This window comes from Erwinia papayae, from assembly GCF_058241465.1.
The window spans coordinates 2,036,266-2,052,102 of the sequence record NZ_JBZCHT010000009.1 but is presented as its reverse complement, the minus strand read 5'-3'; the positions used below and the strand labels follow the sequence as shown (position 1 = coordinate 2,052,102).

The following is a 15,837-nucleotide window of genomic DNA, read 5'->3' as shown; positions in this document are numbered from 1 at the left end:
TGAGGTTCTATCTAAAAAAGCGATACATCTGTGCGATATTCACCGGAATCATTGTTAGCATTTGTGCAGACCGTGGAGAGTGGGTCTTTCTCTGCCGCCGCACGAGTGCTGCGTAAAAGTCAGTCCACGGTCAGTACCGCCGTGGCAAATCTGGAAACTGACCTCGGTTTTACCCTGTTCAGCCGTGATTCCCGGCTGCCTGTGCTGACAGAAAATGGTCGTCGGGCACTGGTGCAGGTCAGGGAGATCCTCGCCGCCATTGCGCAGCTGGATGAGCTGGCCGTCAGACTGGCAGAGGAGTCAGAACCCTGCCTGAGCCTGGTGATGTCTGATTTCTGGCAGGCTGATTATCATGAGTCTCTGCTGAAACGTTTTGCCGTACGCTATCCGGAAATTGAGTTTGATTGCATGATTGCCGAGGACAACGATGTCATTGACCTGCTGCTGGCGGGCAGAGCACATGTTGGCATCATCCGCGCGCAACCCGACTATCCGCCAGATATCGTCAGTTCCCGCTTGCAGGTGGAAGCACAAATGGCGTTGTACCTGCGTTATGATCACCCTCTGGCACAACAGCAACAGGTCAGCGAGACCAGTCTTAAACGGGTGCGACAACTCTGTCTGAATACCTGGGTAGAAAATGCGCGTTATCAGCTTGGTAAAGGGGTCTGGTCAGCGCCGTCCTACTTACTTTTGCTGGAAATGGCAGAGCAGGGATTTGGCTGGAGTATTCTGCCGCGCTGGTTGGTGCAGCAGTTCGGACATCAACTGCTGTGCGAACTGCCCGTTAAGGGCTGGCCGCAGCGGATTTCGGTCGACGCCGTCTGGTCACGTCGTACTCCACCCGGACCGGCTGGTCGCTGGATGATCGACCAGTTGCTGGCGCAAAAAGCCGATGAGCCGTGACATGATGGCGCTCAATACAGTGTAGCGTTGCAGTTAATCCCGTCTGGCGATATCACTGAATGAGGCGTTTACCTGCTGCGCCAGCGCTTCAGCGGCCAGTTCAATCTCCAGCCCGCGTTTACCGCCGGAGACAAAAATGGTCGGGAAACTCAGTGCAGAGCGATCAATCACCGTAGGCAGACGTTTTTTCTGACCCAGCGGGCTGATGCCGCCCAGCAAATAACCAGTGGTTCGTTGGGCAATCTGCGGACTGGCCATTTCAACCTTTTTCACTGCGAATGCTTTTGCTACCTGTTTCAGGTCCAACTGTCCGGCAACAGGTGTGACGGCAACAGCCAGCGTTTTATTGTCACCATTGAGGGCCACCAGCAGCGTTTTATAGACCTGGCTGGCATCCTGATTCAGCCGTGTTACTGCCTCATCGCCAAAATGAGTTTCGTTGCTGTCATGCTCATAAGAGTGCAGACGAAAACTGACTTTATGTTTTTCCAGAAGTTTTACTGCTGGCGTCATCAAAACCACCCCGTTGATAATTAACCTGATAAACAGAGTCTTTGTTGTTGAAAAAAAGTACTGGCGAAAATCCAGGCTTTACGCGACAATCTGCTACCGCCAGCAACCTGATTGCCGGTGGCTAACTAAAATCATTAAAAATTTCTCTTTGACAGGCCGATATTCATATTGGCCTTTTTTTTCAGGTTTTTTTCAGCATCTCCGGCAAATTGCCGTCACCGTAGAGATGTAATGCACCCACAGCCACGACATACTTTCCTGGCGGTAAACTTTGCAATATCTGGCACCAGCGCTGATTGCGCTGCAACATCAGTATGTCGTTCAGCCCTGCATTAAAGGTGGCAGGCAGAGCGCTTTGCGGGCGGGATGGGGGACTTTCCAGCCACCAGCCGATCATCATTTGCAGCAGGCGGGCATTGGTGTGCCAGCGTGTCAGCGTATCTTCCAACAGCGAACGGCCATTATCCGGCAACGCTTTCAGCAGCGCCAGCTGGGTTTCCGCACCCTCCAGCTCAATCACTTTTTTTTGCTGCGAACGGGCGGCTTTCAACAGCTGATAATCGATACCACAACCGGCATCCAGTCCGAGTCTCTGCGCCTGCTGTGCCTGAAGCATCAGCGCTATCTGCCAGGCAGGCAGCAGGTCGATTCCTTCACGCTCAATCATCACTTCATTACAGCAGCGGTTCAGGGTCTCCAGCTGTGAGGTGGTAAGACGTTCTGTCAGCGGTGGGCACTGTTGACGCTCACTGAATGGCGACGCGCCTGTAGCGATATCTGCTTCAACAATCAGCGCATCTGCCTGTTCCAGCTTTAAAAGCAGGCCGCGGGGCAACGGCACCATATTTTGCGTACCCATGTGAATACTGCCCACCAGATGCAGCCGCCTTTGCCCGAGGGTGATATCCACTGCCGGCCAGCTGTAGCCTGTCGCAAAGAATTTTTGCCACAGAAAAGCGACCCTACGCCATAGTTTTGCCATACTTTCCGCCTTAGCCGTTGTCGCACTATGCTAACGCGTTAACGGATTGAGGACCAGGCCGCAGCCGCTGGCTGGAATTACTTATCCGACGGTGGCTGGTAGCGAATCAGCCGGTTAGCGTTGCTGACAACAGTGACTGATGACAGGGCCATCGCCGCCCCCGCCACTACCGGACTCAGTAGCGTACCGGTCAGTGGATAAAGCACCCCGGCAGCAATTGGAATACCACAGGCGTTATAGATAAATGCCCCCAGCAGATTCTGTTTCATATTCCTGAGTGTGGCTTTGGCGATGGCCAGACCATCTGCCAGCGCCGTCAGATCGTTGCGCATCAGCGTCATACCGGCGGTTTCAATTGCCACATCGCTGCCGCCACCCATGGCAATACCCACATCAGCCTGGGCGAGCGCCGGGGCATCATTGATGCCATCACCCGTCATTGCCACCTGATTGCCCTGCTGTTGCAGAGTGTGAATCGCCTCTGCTTTACCTTCTGGCAATACGCCGGCAATGACCTTATCCAGTCCGGCCTCATCTGCAATCGCTCTGGCGGTAAGCTCGTTATCACCGGTCAGCATCACCAGTTGATAACCCCGCTGCTTCAGACGTTTCAGCGTTGATACCGTGTCGGCCCTTAACGGATCGCGCACTGAAAACATGGCTTTTATTTCACCATCAGCGGCAAGCAGAACCGGGGTGATCCCTTGCGCAGACTGCGTAGCTATCTGCGCTTCAGCCGCTGTGATGTCAATCTGCTGCTGTAACAGCAGCGTGCTGTTTCCCAGCCACAGTGCGGTGCCGTCTGCCTTGCCGCTGACTCCCAGTCCACGCAGGGTACGAAACTCTGTTATTTCCCCCAGGGGCAGGTCTGCGGCGCGATTGAGGATAGAGCGGGCCAGTGGATGCTGTGAACCCTGCTCCAGCGCGGCAGCCCAGCTCAGCGCCTGCTGTTCGGGGGTGCCGTTGTAGAGTGATATATCCACCACTCTGGGCGTGCCTTCGGTCAGCGTTCCGGTTTTATCAAACACCAGCATGGAAACAGTACTGGCTTTTTGCAGGGCATCGGCGTCGCGGACCAGCACGCCTGCCTCAGCAGCACGTCCAACCCCGGCGATAATCGACATCGGGGTCGCCAGACCCAGCGCACAGGGACAGGCGATAATTAATACCGTGGTGGCGATGACCAGCATATAAACCATCTGTGGTGCCGGGCCAGTGAAATACCAGACGGCGGCGCTGAGCAGGGCAATCGCCACCACGGCAGGCACAAAAATGGCTGAAATCTGGTCTGCCAGCTGGCCTGTTCGGGGTTTGCTGCTTTGAGCCTGACGAACAAGCGTAATAATGCGCGACAGCGTGGTATTTTTTCCCACGGCGCGGGCAGTGAACAACACGCTGCCATCCTGCATAACGGTGCCTGCATGAACGTTGTCTCCGGCAGATTTATGCAGCGGCTGAGCTTCGCCAGTTAACATTGCTTCATCAAACCAGGCTTCACCCTGCGTGATAATGCCATCTACCGGCACTCTGTCGCCGGTGGTCAGGCGCAATGTCATTTCTGGCTGCACTTCGCTCAGGTCGGTAATTTTATCTCCGTCCGCTGTCACCACGCAGGCCGTCGGCGGTGTCAGGTCAAGTAAGCGTTCCAGTGCCTGTGAGGAGCGCTGGCGAGCACGCTGTTCCAGCATATGACCCAGGTTAATCAGCCCGATAATCATGGCGGAGGCTTCGTAATAAAGATGGCGGGATTCTGGCGGGAATGCCCCGGGCCACAGATTAACAGTAATGGAAAAGAGCCATGCGGCTGAGGTCCCCAGCGCCACCAGTGTGTCCATGGTGGATGTGCCTTTCAGCAGGCTGCGCCAGGCACTGCGATAAAAATGTCCCCCAGCGACCACCATCACCAGCAGGGTCAACAGGCCCACTACCAGCCAGCCGTGGCGATTACTGTCAGTCAGCATCATGTGATCGCCTGCCATACCCCAGATCATCAGTGGGATACCCAGCGCCAGTGCCAGCGTCGCCTGCCAGCGGAACCGGCGGATGGCCTTATCCGCCGTCTGCTGCTGTTTTTCCCGGCGCTGACGCTCATCTCCGATAATTTCTGCCTGATAGCCAGCGTTTTGCACCGCCTGAATCAATGCGGAGGGGGAGGGCGCACCCAGCACCAGAGCACTGCGTTCAGCCAGATTGACGCGTGCCTGGCTGACCCCGGACACCTTATGCAGTGCCTGCTCTACCCGACTGACGCAGCTTGCGCAGCTCATGCCATTAATCAACAGATGAAAACTCTCACTCTCCTGTGCCGGAAGCTGATTAATAGCCGCTGTCAGCGCTTCCGGCTGAGGTTCTGATACTGTCAGCGGATCAGGCTTTGGGTGTGAAGCGTCCTGTGCCGGGACGGCGTGGTATCCGGCCTGCTCAACGGTGGCGATCAGATCTTGCTGACTGGCTGCACCGCTGATGCGGGCTTCAGTGGTGGTGACCTCGGCCTGCTCAACGTCGCCACGCTGTTCCAGCGCCTCTTTCACCCGTTTTACACAGTGGCCGCAGGATAATCCCTCCAGCATCAGTACCGTAATCTGTGTCATGGTAAAACTCCTTGCATTCAGGTTTGACCCCAGCGGGGTTTTGGAATAGTTATGGAGCTTAAACCCTCCTTTGAGGGGAAGGTCAAGGAGATAAAATGAATATCAGCGATGTGGCTCGTAAAACCGGGCTGACTGCCAAAGCTATCCGGTTTTATGAGCAAAAGGGGCTGGTTACCCCACCTTTACGCAGCGAAAATGGCTATCGCAGTTACACGGCAAAGCATCTTGAAGAATTAACATTATTACGTCAGGCCCGCCAGGTTGGATTCAATCTGGAAGAGTGCCGGGAAATGGTCTCACTGTTTAACAATCCCCGGCGTCACAGTGCCGATGTTAAAGTCCGTACGCTGAAAAAAGTGGCGGAGATTGAGGCGCACATCCAGGAGCTGACACTGATGCGCCAGCGTTTGCTGGCGCTGGCTGAAAGTTGCCCCGGCGATGAAAGCGCTGACTGCCCGATAATTAATCAGCTGTCAGGATGCGGTAATGATAAAAACTGCGTTTGAGGCCGTTTATATCGTTGAAGGCTGGCCCTGCTATTGTCATCCGCCGACTGCCCGACTGCCCGACTGCCCGACTGCCCGACTGCCCGACTGCCCGACTGCCCGACTGCCCGACTGCCCGACTGCTCAGGGGACGGGACTATGTTCTGCAAACCGGATTATCTGCAGAGTGATACCTTCCACCGCCACCACGACCACCTGCGTGCCCGCCGGGTAATCCTCCGCTGCCTGCACCCGCCAGCTGCTGTCGCCAATTTTTACATGGCCAAACCCGTCAACCAGGGGGTGATCCAGTGTCAGTCTGCGGCCTGTTAACTGACCTCCGCGCTGATTAAGGAAAGAATCAGGCTGTTTACGCTGACGGCTCTTCAGCCAGTAATACCAGCCCAGGGCGGAAAGGACGGTCAGTATGGCAAAGCTGATGCTTTGCCATTCCCATGACAACGGCACCAGCCACACCAGCAGGCTGACCAGCAGGGCTGCCATGCCGCTCCACAACAGATATCCACTGGTGCCCAGCATCTCTGCTACCAGCAGTAGCAGACCGCCGATGGCAAGCCAGAGTAACCAGGGATTTGCGAATAATTCAGCCATCAGCGTTGCCGATCTTTTTTGGTTTCGCTCAGTAGCTCTGATATCCCGGCGATGGAGCCCATCAGGCTGCTGGCATCCAGCGGCATCAACACCATTTTACTGTTATTCGCCGTACCGATATGTTGCAGGGCATCGGTATATTTCTGAGCCACGAAGTAGTTAATGGCCTGAATATCGCCAGCGGCAATGGCCTCTGAAACCATTTTCGTGGCGGCGGCTTCAGCTTCGGCACTGCGTTCCCGTGCTTCGGCCTGTAAAAATGCGGACTGTCGTTCCCCTTCAGCTTTAAGGATTTGTGCCTGTTTTTCCCCTTCGGCACGGAGAATAGCCGCCTGACGTACGCCCTCAGCTTCAAGAATATCGGCGCGCTTGGTACGTTCAGCCTTCATCTGCGCATTCATTGATGCAGTGAGTTCGGCTGGTGGTCGCACATCGCGAATTTCGATACGGGTAATTTTTACGCCCCAGGGATTGGTCGCTTCATCAACAATTCGCAGCAGTCGGGTGTTGATGTTGTCACGCTGCGACAGCATTTCATCCAGCTCCATTGAACCCAGTACGGTGCGCATATTGGTCATGGTGAGATTGACAATCGCCAGTTCCAGATTGCTTACCTCATAGGCAGCCCTGGCTGGATCCACCACCTGAATAAAACAGACGGCGTCAATGGTGACACTGGCGTTGTCCTTCGAGATGATCTCCTGAGACGGTATATCCAGCACCTGTTCCATCATGCTGATCCTGCGCCCCACGCGGTCCATAAAGGGCACCAGCAGATTCAGACCCGGCTGCAACGTTTTGGTATAACGGCCAAAACGTTCCACCGTCCACTGATAGCCCTGGGGAACAATTTTAATGCCTGACCAGACAAGGATTAGCGCCAGGATGATAATAACGGGTATGACAGTGAGCATATAACCTCCGGATTGTTGATATTACAGGCCGAATAACTCCCTTCGGCCGTTTGCTACATATTTTTATTGGCGGGCAGCATGGCTGCTGCCATCCGCTGGGGCAGACAGAGCCTAATAGAGCAGAGAGTAAAGCTGTCGACGATATTTAGCGGCCAGTGCATCTCCTGTACCCAGCGCGGCGAGAATTTCCTGGAGCATTTTACGCGCCTGACCTTCCGCAGCACTCAGATCTTTTTTCAGAAAGCCGAACAGCAGTTCCAGCGCTTCCTCATTACGGCCAACCTGGTGCAGTTGCAATGCCAGCTTTGTCGCCAGTTCAGCGTTTTCAGGCTCCGCTAAAATCTGTTGCTGGAGCAGCTGGATTTCTGGCGTATCAGCCGCCTGCTTCAGCAGATCAATCTGCGCAATCAACCCCTGATAACGGGTATCTTTATCCTGTAAGGGCACCACATCCAGTACGGCCTGCGCCTCATCGCTGCGGTTAAGCGCAATCAGGGCTTCGGCCAGCAGAAAGCCCATCTCGCTGTTCTGCCTGCTTAACTGCCATGCCTCTTTCAACAGCGGCAGTGCTTCCAGCACTTTGCCTTCGTCCATCAGTTGCATCCCCTGACGGGCTTTCAGCTCTTCTTCCTTAGGCAGAACTTTGTGTAAAAGTGCACGAATGGCTTCTTCCGGCTGCGGCCCCTGAAAACCATCCACCGGCTGACCGCTCTGGAACAGATAGACGGTGGGAATTGAGCGCAGACCAAACTGTTGAGCTACCGCAGGTTCAGCATCGCAGTCCAGTTCCGCCAGGATAAACTGACCGGCATATTCCTGCGCCAGCCTTTCCAGCACCGGCGTCAGCTCCTGACAGTGCTGGCTGCGGCCTGACCAGAAATAAAACAGCACCGGAACCTGCATCGACTGTTCCAGCGTCTGATGCAGATTGCTCTCGTTAATGGTGATGATGGCAGCTTGTGATGACATGGATTGGTCTCTTATACAGGGTTTCTTACTCTATTGGGGCAGCGGTCCGTGCTTCAAGGTTTATTCGCGTTATCTGCTTATTTACCGCGCAAAATGCGATCCATTATCCAGCCGGGAAGTAAGCGGCGCAAAAAAGTCATGGCATGAGCGACCAGCGTCACGGGATAACGTAAACGTGCTTTTTTGCTCTCCAGCGCATGACGTAGTTTAGGCAAAATTGCCTCGGGGGGGAGTGAAAAGCGGGCAGCGATGCCGGGATTTTTTACCGGTTTGTCCCGGTGTGCCTGATGCACATTGTTGGTGAAGCGAGTTTCAATTGGGCCGGGTTCAATCAGGCTGACCTGAACGCCGCTGCCATACAGCTCCATGCGCAGGGCATCCGACCATGCTTCCAGCGCGTATTTGCTGGCGGCATAGGTTCCTCTGCCTGGGGTGGAAATCAGTCCAAGCACAGAGCTGGTATTAATAATCCGTGCATTACTACTGGCCCGCAGAGCGGGAAGTAGCAGGGTGGTCAGCTGATGGGTGCCAAACAGGTTAGTGGCAAATTGCTGTTCCATTTGTTCCCGGGTAATGGATTCCAGCGGGCCGTAAACGCCATAGCCGCCGTTGTTAAACAAGGCAAACAGCTGATTGTTACTGAGTTCAAGGATCTGCCGGGCAGCACGCGTCACGCTGTCGGCATCGTTAAGATCCAGCTCAATGCCGGTAAATCCCAGTTGATTCATGCGCTCCACGTCCTGAGGTTTACGGCAGGCGGCGAAGATATGGTAACCGCGCCGTAGCAAATCACTGGCGGCAACCAGCCCAATGCCGCTGGAACATCCGGTTATAACGACTATTTTTTGCATAACTTTACCTGTTGGTTTCCTGCAAAGCGGAGGACTCATGCTTAACTAGTGGAGCCAGTGTTTTTGCCATCAGTTCAGCAATAAATGGCTGGGCGTCGGCAGCAGGGTGAATGCCATCCGGCTGCATCCATTCGGGCTTGAGATAGACCTGTTCCATAAAAAAGGGCACCAAAGGAACGCTAAGCTCCTGAGCCAGTTTCGGGTAAATACCACTGAAGGATTCGGTGTATCGTCGCCCATAGTTGGCCGGCAAACGGATTTGCATCAGCAGCGGCTGGGCGTTGGCCGCTTTTACCTGGCTAATGATTTTACTGAGATCCTGCGCGATATTTTGCGGCGGAAAACCGCGTAATCCATCATTGCCCCCCAGTTCAATCAGTACCCAGCGCGGCTGATGTTGTTTCAGCAGGGCAGGCAGGCGAGCCAGTCCCTGAGTGGCAGTGTCGCCACTTATGCTACCGTTAACCACAGCTGGCGATTTTTGCCATTTATCATTGAGTAATGCTGGCCACGCGGCGCTGGCCGACATCCGGTAACCGGCGCTGAGGCTGTCGCCCAGCACCAGTAACGTATCTGCTGCGGCAGCACGCAGCGTCATCAGTAACATTAAAATCAGGAAAGGGTAATGCCAGCGGAAAACATTGTGGAAGTTCATTGTCTTAGTAAGTCCGTCGGTCAGGGTGAGCATCAGCTTTCCATCCTTACCGGAGTTGAGCTGGTTGTCAAACGGGCGGAAACTCTTGCCCTGATTGGTGAGTCCGGTTCCGGTAAATCGACCCTGCTGGGCATTCTGGCGGGCCTGGATGATGGTAGTGATGGTGAAGTATTTCTGCTTGGCTCGCCGTTACACCAGATGAATGAGGAGCAGCGGGCTGAACTGCGGGCGAAAAATATCGGCTTCGTTTTTCAGTCGTTTATGCTGGTCCCCACACTCAACGCGCTGGAAAACGTGCAGCTTCCCGCACTACTGCGTGGAGAGAGTGACCGCCAGAGTCGTGAGCAGGCCCGTAATCTGCTGGAACAGCTCGGACTGGCAGAACGTCTGACGCACTTGCCTTCGCAGCTTTCTGGCGGTGAGCAACAACGCGTTGCCCTTGCAAGAGCATTCAATGGTCGTCCTGCACTGCTGTTTGCGGATGAGCCGACCGGTAATCTGGACAGAAAAACCGGCGATCGCATTGCCGATCTGCTGTTTTCCCTCAACCGCGATTTTGCCACCACGCTGATTCTGGTCACCCATGATGAACAGCTGGCGGCACGCTGCGATCGCCGACTGCGGGTCCCCGATGGCAAGCTGTGGGAGGAAGCATGATCTGGCGTTGGTTCTGGCGTGAATGGAAATCACCTTCGCTGCTGATCGTCTGGCTGGCGCTGACCCTGGCGGTCGCCTGTGTACTGGCGCTGGGATCGCTCAGTGACAGGATGGAAAAAGGGCTGACTCAGCAAAGCCGTGACTTTATGGCCGGTGACCGGACGTTGCAGAGCCCGCGTGAAGTGCCACAGGAGTGGCTGGACGAAGCACGTAACAGCGGATTGCAGGTAGGTCGCCAGCTGACATTTATGACCATGACCTGGGCCGGAGAGACACCGCAGCTGGCTGCGGTTAAAGCGGTAGATAATGTCTATCCGATGTTTGGCACCCTGGCAACCAGTCCGGCGGGACTGAAACCGGCTGAAGGGACCGTTCTGGCGGCACCGCGCCTGCTGTCATTGCTTAACCTGAAAGCAGGCAACAATCTTGAGGTGGGCGATACAACCTTGCGTATTGCTGGCGAGGTGATTCAGGAGCCGGACGCCGGGTTTAATCCTTTCCAGACCGCGCCCCGGTTGCTGATGAATCTGGCGGATGTGGCAAAAACCGGCGCGATCCAGCCTGGTAGTCGCATTACCTGGCGCTATAAGTTTGGTGGTACGGCAGAACAGTTATCACATTATGACCGCTTTATCGACTCGCACATCAGCGCGGATCAGCGCTGGATAAGTACTGATAATTCGGACGATGCGTTGGGCAAATCCATGCAGCGTGCCAGGCAGTTTCTGCTGCTTTCAGCACTGCTGACCCTGATGCTGGCTGTTGCGGCGGTGACCGTCGCGATGAGCCACTACTGCCGTAGCCGCTATGATCTGGTGGCGGTGCTGAAAACGCTGGGGGCGAATCGTGCTGCTTTACGCAAGCTGATTGTGGGCCAGTGGCTGGCGGTGCTGCTGCTGGCTGTGGTGTCAGGCGGCATCATTGGACAGGCATTTGAATGGCTTTTGTTAAAGATGTTGCAGCCTGTTCTGCCTGGTCAACTGCCTGCTGCCAGCGCGTGGCCGTGGCTGTGGGCGACAGGCTCTTTGTTTGTCATCTCGCTGCTGGTCGGATTACGGCCTTATCGCTTACTGCTGGCGACTCAGCCATTGCGCGTACTGCGACGGGATGTGGTCGCCAGGCTCTGGCCGCTGAAATATTATCTTCCGGTGATGGCACTGATCGTGGTCGGGCTGCTGGCGTTGCTGGTGGGCGGCAGTAAGCTGCTCTGGGCGTTAGTCGGCGGGATTGTGCTGCTCTCACTATTGCTGGCTGGCATCGGCTGGCTGGCACTGATGCTGCTGAAACGCATCAGTTTAAGTAACCTGGCATTCAGGCTGGCTGTAAACCGCCTGCTGCGGCAGCCCTGGACCACCCTGAGTCAACTGGCGGCATTCTCCCTCTCTTTTATGTTGCTGGCGCTACTGTTAGTGATGCGTGGCGATCTGCTGGATCGCTGGCAGCAGCAGCTTCCTCCGGGAAGTCCGAATTACTTTTTGCTGAATCTGACTCAGGATCAGGTGCCGCAGGTGAAAGCCTTTCTCCAGCAGCAGCGAATTGAGCCACAAACCTTCTACCCGATTATCAGGGCACGACTGACGGAGATTAAGGGTAAGCCCGCCGATCCTACGCTGGATAATTCACTTAACCGTGAACTGAACCTTACTTGGCAGGCCGCATTGCCAGATCACAACCCGTTGACTGCCGGTAGCTGGCCGCCGCAGAAAGGTGAAGTATCAATGGAGGCGGCGCTGGCTGAGCGGCTTGGCGTTAAACCGGGCGATAAGCTGACTTTTACCGGCGATACACAGACGTTTTCGGCCACCATTACCAGCCTGCGCAAAGTTGACTGGGAAAGCCTCAAGCCCAATTTCTTTTTTATCTTCCCGCCGGGGGCGCTTGATGACCAGCCACAGACCTGGCTGACCAGCTTTCGTCTTGATGATAACAATGCGTTGCTGGCGCAACTGAATCGCCAGTTTCCGACGCTCAGCCTGCTTGATGTTGGCAGCATTTTGCGACAGATAGGTCAGGTGCTGGCTCAGGTCAGTCAGGCACTGGAGATTATGGTGGTGCTGGTAACTGCCTGTGGTGTGCTGTTGTTAATGGCGCAGGTGCAGGTCGGAATGCGTCAGCGTCGGCAGGAACTGATCGTCTGGCGCACGCTGGGCGCGGGTAAAAAACTGCTGCGTGGCACTCTGTGGTATGAGTTTGCCCTGCTGGGGCTGGTGTCAGGCATTGCTGCTGCCATTGGCGCAGAAGCGGCTTTATGGGGATTGCAGCGCAAAGTGTTTGATTTTCCCTGGCAGCCGGATGTGATGTTATGGCTGACGCTACCCTTAACCGGGGCGCTGTTACTGTCGCTCTGCAGTGGCTGGCTGGGTATCCGGTTACTGAAAGGGAAAGCGTTGTTCAGAAATTATCACGCGGAGTAGCTTCATCGCGTCCCTCACCAGTTAGTGAAGGACGCGCAGGCTTTTTAAACCGGGCCGGGAGTCAGTGAAACTGTGCCACGGAGGCGATTTTAGTGGTTTATCAATCCAGGCGGGCATCCTGTAGTTTTTCGACCGCCCAGCCAATACCACTGGCATATTCTTCCGGCAGTTGAGGTAGCAGGTCATGAAGCGTGGCCTGCAATGCGTCCGAACTGACATCTGACAGGTTCAGGTGACCAACTTTACGCCCCGGACGGACCTCTTTTTCATACCAGTGCAGATGGACCAGCGGCAGGCTCAGCCAGTCGCGGTTGACCGCTGTGCCAATCAGATTAACCATCACCGAAGGCGTGCTGACCACCGGCTGCGGCAGCGGTAAATTCAGAATGGCCCGCAGGTGCAGTTCAAACTGGCTGATGGATGCGCCATTTTGCGTCCAGTGGCCGCTGTTGTGCACACGGGGAGCCAGCTCATTGATCAGCAAACCTTCCGGAACCACGAAGCACTCCACCGCCATCACGCCGACATAGTTCAGTTCGTTCATAATGGCTGAAAGCATGGTTTCAGCCTGCTGTTGCTGAGTCTTGTCCGGATGGGGGAATGCCACGCTGGTGCGCAGAATGCCTTCCTGGTGCAGATTATGAGTCAGCGGATAAAACACCGTGTCGCCATTATGTCCACGAGCACCCACCAGCGACACCTCAGCGGAAAAATTGATCCCCTGCTCGACGATGCATTCACCGTAACACTCGGCTGGCAGTGAGCTGCTGTCATTTTTGCGCAGACGCCACTGGCCGCGTCCGTCGTAGCCGCCAGTACGGCGCTTGACGATAGCCAGTTCACCCAGCGTGGCGAATACCTGTGACCATTCACTGCTGTCCGCCAGCAACTGCCAGGGCGCGGTGGGTAAGCCCAGTTGATCCAGCAACTGTTTTTGTGTCAGACGATCGGCAAGACGAGGAAAAATATCGCGGTTAACAAAGGCGTTGTGATCGGCCAGTTCACGGGTCAGGGCGGTTTCCGGCCAGCGTTCGATCTCTGCGGTGATCACGCTTTGCTGGATCGGTAGTGCTTCGGGTTCGGCATCCAGCCCGACCGGATGGACAGTGATACCCAGCGGTTCCCCTGCCTGGCGCAGCATCCTGCCCAACTGTCCGTTACCTAATACGCAAACCGGCTTCATGCTTCCTCCTGCGGATCGGGATTATTCAGCACTTCATCCGTCTGCTTTTGCCGCCAGTCGTCGAGGCGGGAGGCCAGTTGGTTGTCATGCAGTGCCAGAATTTGTGCTGCCAGCAGCGCGGCGTTGGCGGCGCCCGCTTTGCCAATTGCCAGCGTCCCGACCGGAATACCGCGAGGCATCTGCACAATGGAGTAGAGACTGTCGACACCGCTCAGCGCTGCACTCTGAACCGGCACGCCCAGCACCGGCACCAGCGTCTTCGCCGCCAGCATGCCCGGCAGATGTGCTGCGCCACCCGCGCCTGCAATGATCACCTGAAAACCGTTTTCAGCTGCCTGTTCGGCAAAACTGAACAGTTTGTCTGGCGTGCGGTGTGCTGAAACCACTTCACAATGAAAAGGCACGGCCAGGTTGGTGAGAATGTCGGCGGCAAATTGCATGGTTGCCCAGTCACTTTTGGAACCCATAACAATGGCAATACGGGCCGGTGCAGCATTGGAAGACATGCGGGTGAGACTCCTGTGATTGTACAAACGTCATCTTCAGGTCGGTTACGCCATCAGATGGGAAGGGCAGAGAGAATACCATGACTGCACGGTGAGGAAAACGGTTGCGTGGGCGTCAGTAAAGCAATCGCGCGGCTCTTTATTTCTCAAAAGGAAAGGAAATCAGCGTGGTTTCGCTTTCGCTTACGCGGATTAACCAGCCTTCGTGATGCCATGCGCCGGATACCAGCCTTTGGGCGGGTTGTCCGTTGACCGTCAGTTGATGGATCGCGGGGCGATGTGTGTGGCCGTGAATCAGATAGTGCACATCATGGTGGGTCATGGTGCGGATAACCGCATCCTGATTCACGTCCATGATGGCCGAATCTTTGCCACGATTGGCCTGCTTGCTGTCAGCCCGCATTCGGGTGGCTATACGCTTACGAATAAACAAAGGCAGGGTAAGAAACAGCTTTTGCAGCCAGCGCTGATGAACTTTGCGGCGAAAGCGTTGGTAGGCCAGATCGTCGGTGCACAATGTATCGCCGTGCATAATCAGAATACGTTTGCCGTAGAGAGCCAATACTTTTTCTTCTGGCAGCAGTGTCATCCCGCAGGCAGCTGCATAATTTTTACCCAGCAGAAAATCACGATTGCCGTGGATAAAGTAACAGGGAATACCGGCCTGGGTTAATGCTGACAGAGCAGTGGCGATTTGGGTATGTAGCGGTTGGGCAAAATCATCACCAATCCAGGCTTCAAACAGGTCGCCAAGAATATATAAGGCTTCTGCCTGACAGGCTTCACGTTGCAAAAAGGCAAGAAAACCGGCGGTGATTGCCGGTTCTTCTTTACACAGATGGAGATCTGCGATGAACAGCGTATGAGGCATTATTCGCTGACGGTAACGTTCTGAATGACCACGTCATCTTTTGGCACATCCTGATGCATGCCGCTGCGACCGGTTGCCACCGCTTTGATTTTTTCTACCACGTCCATGCCTTCAACCACTTCAGCAAACACGCAGTAACCCCAGCCTTGCAGGCTTTCATCACGGAAGTTCAGAAAATCGTTATCTGCCACGTTGATAAAGAACTGTGCGGTTGCAGAGTGTGGTGCCTGAGTACGGGCCATTGCCAGCGTACCTTTGGTGTTTTTCAGACCATTATTGGCTTCGTTGCGAATTTCTTCTTTGGTTGCTTTCTGATTCATACCCGGCTCAAAACCGCCGCCCTGAATCATAAATCCGTTAATGACACGGTGGAAAATGGTGTTGTTGTAAAAACCTTCACGGCAATAGTCCAGGAAGTTTTTGACGGTAGCCGGTGCTTTATCATCAAAGGTTTTGATAACGATATCGCCATGATTAGTCTGGAAAGTGACCATATTTTCATCCTGTCCGGGTTCAAGTAATTAATGGTTAGCCGGTGCCGCCTGATTGCTGGCGTGGCACATTTCAGCAGACCGTTCTTATATCACAAAATGTGATGACGAGTCAGCATTGCTGCATAAAGCCCTGACAGCACAACCTTGTTTTGCATGGCGCTTGCGTTAACAATGCGTCAGAATAGACGTTTCACACGTCATCCCCGCACACGCTAAAAAAAACGGAATGTGTCA

Annotated in this window: 16 protein-coding genes; 4 read left to right on the top strand and 12 right to left on the bottom strand. The window is 54.9% G+C overall.

Annotated features, from left to right (window positions below; all coding sequences use genetic code 11):
• The first annotated feature begins 30 nt into the window (after nucleotides 1–30).
• Complete coding sequence (locus tag AC3RPL_RS14600; protein ID WP_490740535.1) at nucleotides 31–906, top strand: LysR family transcriptional regulator; 876 nt, start codon at nucleotides 31–33, stop codon at nucleotides 904–906.
• A gap of 33 nt (nucleotides 907–939) precedes the next feature.
• Here AC3RPL_RS14600 and ybaK read toward each other — a convergent pair whose 3' ends face one another.
• The 3 genes from ybaK to copA all read right to left on the bottom strand — a co-directional run bounded on the left by ybaK (nucleotide 940) and on the right by copA (nucleotide 4,992).
• Complete coding sequence (gene ybaK / locus AC3RPL_RS14595; protein WP_490740534.1) at nucleotides 940–1,419, bottom strand: Cys-tRNA(Pro)/Cys-tRNA(Cys) deacylase YbaK; 480 nt, start codon at nucleotides 1,417–1,419, stop codon at nucleotides 940–942.
• Nucleotides 1,420–1,600: 181 nt separating this feature from the next.
• Entirely contained in the window at nucleotides 1,601–2,401 is an 801-nt protein-coding gene (locus AC3RPL_RS14590; protein ID WP_490740533.1) for a TraB/GumN family protein, read from the bottom strand.
• 77 nt (nucleotides 2,402–2,478) lie between these two features.
• Nucleotides 2,479–4,992, bottom strand: a complete 2,514-nt coding sequence (copA, locus tag AC3RPL_RS14585; protein ID WP_490740532.1) for a copper-exporting P-type ATPase CopA — start codon at nucleotides 4,990–4,992, stop codon at nucleotides 2,479–2,481.
• Between the two features lie 95 nt (nucleotides 4,993–5,087).
• Here copA and cueR point away from each other — a divergent pair, with 95 nt between their 5' ends.
• Nucleotides 5,088–5,498: a Cu(I)-responsive transcriptional regulator gene (gene cueR, locus AC3RPL_RS14580; protein ID WP_490740531.1), complete on the top strand. Its 411-nt coding sequence runs from the start codon at nucleotides 5,088–5,090 to the stop codon at nucleotides 5,496–5,498.
• A gap of 123 nt (nucleotides 5,499–5,621) precedes the next feature.
• Here the strand turns inward: cueR and AC3RPL_RS14575 are convergent, their stop codons facing one another.
• From AC3RPL_RS14575 to tesA, 5 genes are all read right to left on the bottom strand, one after another.
• Nucleotides 5,622–6,089: an NfeD family protein gene (locus tag AC3RPL_RS14575; protein WP_490740530.1), complete on the bottom strand. Its 468-nt coding sequence runs from the start codon at nucleotides 6,087–6,089 to the stop codon at nucleotides 5,622–5,624.
• A complete protein-coding gene (locus tag AC3RPL_RS14570; protein WP_034937504.1) occupies nucleotides 6,089–7,003 on the bottom strand; it encodes an SPFH domain-containing protein in 915 nt (304 codons plus the stop codon). The genes AC3RPL_RS14575 and AC3RPL_RS14570 overlap by 1 nt, the downstream gene beginning before the upstream one ends.
• Before the next feature lie 111 nt (nucleotides 7,004–7,114).
• Nucleotides 7,115–7,972 carry a co-chaperone YbbN gene (locus AC3RPL_RS14565; RefSeq protein WP_490740529.1) on the bottom strand — a complete coding sequence of 286 codons (858 nt, stop codon included), beginning with the start codon at nucleotides 7,970–7,972 and terminating at the stop codon, nucleotides 7,115–7,117.
• Between the two features lie 77 nt (nucleotides 7,973–8,049).
• The gene (locus AC3RPL_RS14560; protein ID WP_490740528.1) at nucleotides 8,050–8,823 is read right to left on the bottom strand and encodes an SDR family oxidoreductase; all 774 of its coding nucleotides are present in this window, start codon (nucleotides 8,821–8,823) and stop codon (nucleotides 8,050–8,052) included.
• Between the two features lie 4 nt (nucleotides 8,824–8,827).
• The gene (tesA, locus tag AC3RPL_RS14555) at nucleotides 8,828–9,478 is read right to left on the bottom strand and encodes a multifunctional acyl-CoA thioesterase I/protease I/lysophospholipase L1 (protein ID WP_490740527.1); all 651 of its coding nucleotides are present in this window, start codon (nucleotides 9,476–9,478) and stop codon (nucleotides 8,828–8,830) included.
• On the opposite strand from tesA, the gene ybbA reads away from it, so the two are divergent.
• The gene (gene ybbA / locus AC3RPL_RS14550) at nucleotides 9,449–10,135 is read left to right on the top strand and encodes a putative ABC transporter ATP-binding protein YbbA (RefSeq protein ID WP_490740526.1); all 687 of its coding nucleotides are present in this window, start codon (nucleotides 9,449–9,451) and stop codon (nucleotides 10,133–10,135) included. The genes tesA and ybbA overlap by 30 nt on opposite strands.
• Nucleotides 10,132–12,549: a putative ABC transporter permease subunit YbbP gene (gene ybbP, locus AC3RPL_RS14545; RefSeq protein ID WP_490740525.1), complete on the top strand. Its 2,418-nt coding sequence runs from the start codon at nucleotides 10,132–10,134 to the stop codon at nucleotides 12,547–12,549. The genes ybbA and ybbP overlap by 4 nt, the downstream gene beginning before the upstream one ends.
• A 100-nt stretch (nucleotides 12,550–12,649) precedes the next feature.
• Here ybbP and purK read toward each other — a convergent pair whose 3' ends face one another.
• From purK to ppiB, 4 genes are all read right to left on the bottom strand, one after another.
• Nucleotides 12,650–13,732 carry a 5-(carboxyamino)imidazole ribonucleotide synthase gene (gene purK / locus AC3RPL_RS14540; protein WP_490740524.1) on the bottom strand — a complete coding sequence of 361 codons (1,083 nt, stop codon included), beginning with the start codon at nucleotides 13,730–13,732 and terminating at the stop codon, nucleotides 12,650–12,652.
• Nucleotides 13,729–14,238, bottom strand: coding sequence for a 5-(carboxyamino)imidazole ribonucleotide mutase (purE, locus tag AC3RPL_RS14535; RefSeq protein ID WP_490740523.1), 510 nt, complete (start codon nucleotides 14,236–14,238; stop codon nucleotides 13,729–13,731). Before purE ends, purK begins: the two co-directional genes overlap by 4 nt.
• Before the next feature lie 139 nt (nucleotides 14,239–14,377).
• Nucleotides 14,378–15,109, bottom strand: a complete 732-nt coding sequence (lpxH, locus tag AC3RPL_RS14530; protein WP_490740522.1) for a UDP-2,3-diacylglucosamine diphosphatase — start codon at nucleotides 15,107–15,109, stop codon at nucleotides 14,378–14,380.
• The gene (gene ppiB / locus AC3RPL_RS14525; RefSeq protein ID WP_034937481.1) at nucleotides 15,109–15,603 is read right to left on the bottom strand and encodes a peptidylprolyl isomerase B; all 495 of its coding nucleotides are present in this window, start codon (nucleotides 15,601–15,603) and stop codon (nucleotides 15,109–15,111) included. The genes lpxH and ppiB overlap by 1 nt, the downstream gene beginning before the upstream one ends.
• Between the last annotated feature and the right edge of the window lie 234 nt (nucleotides 15,604–15,837).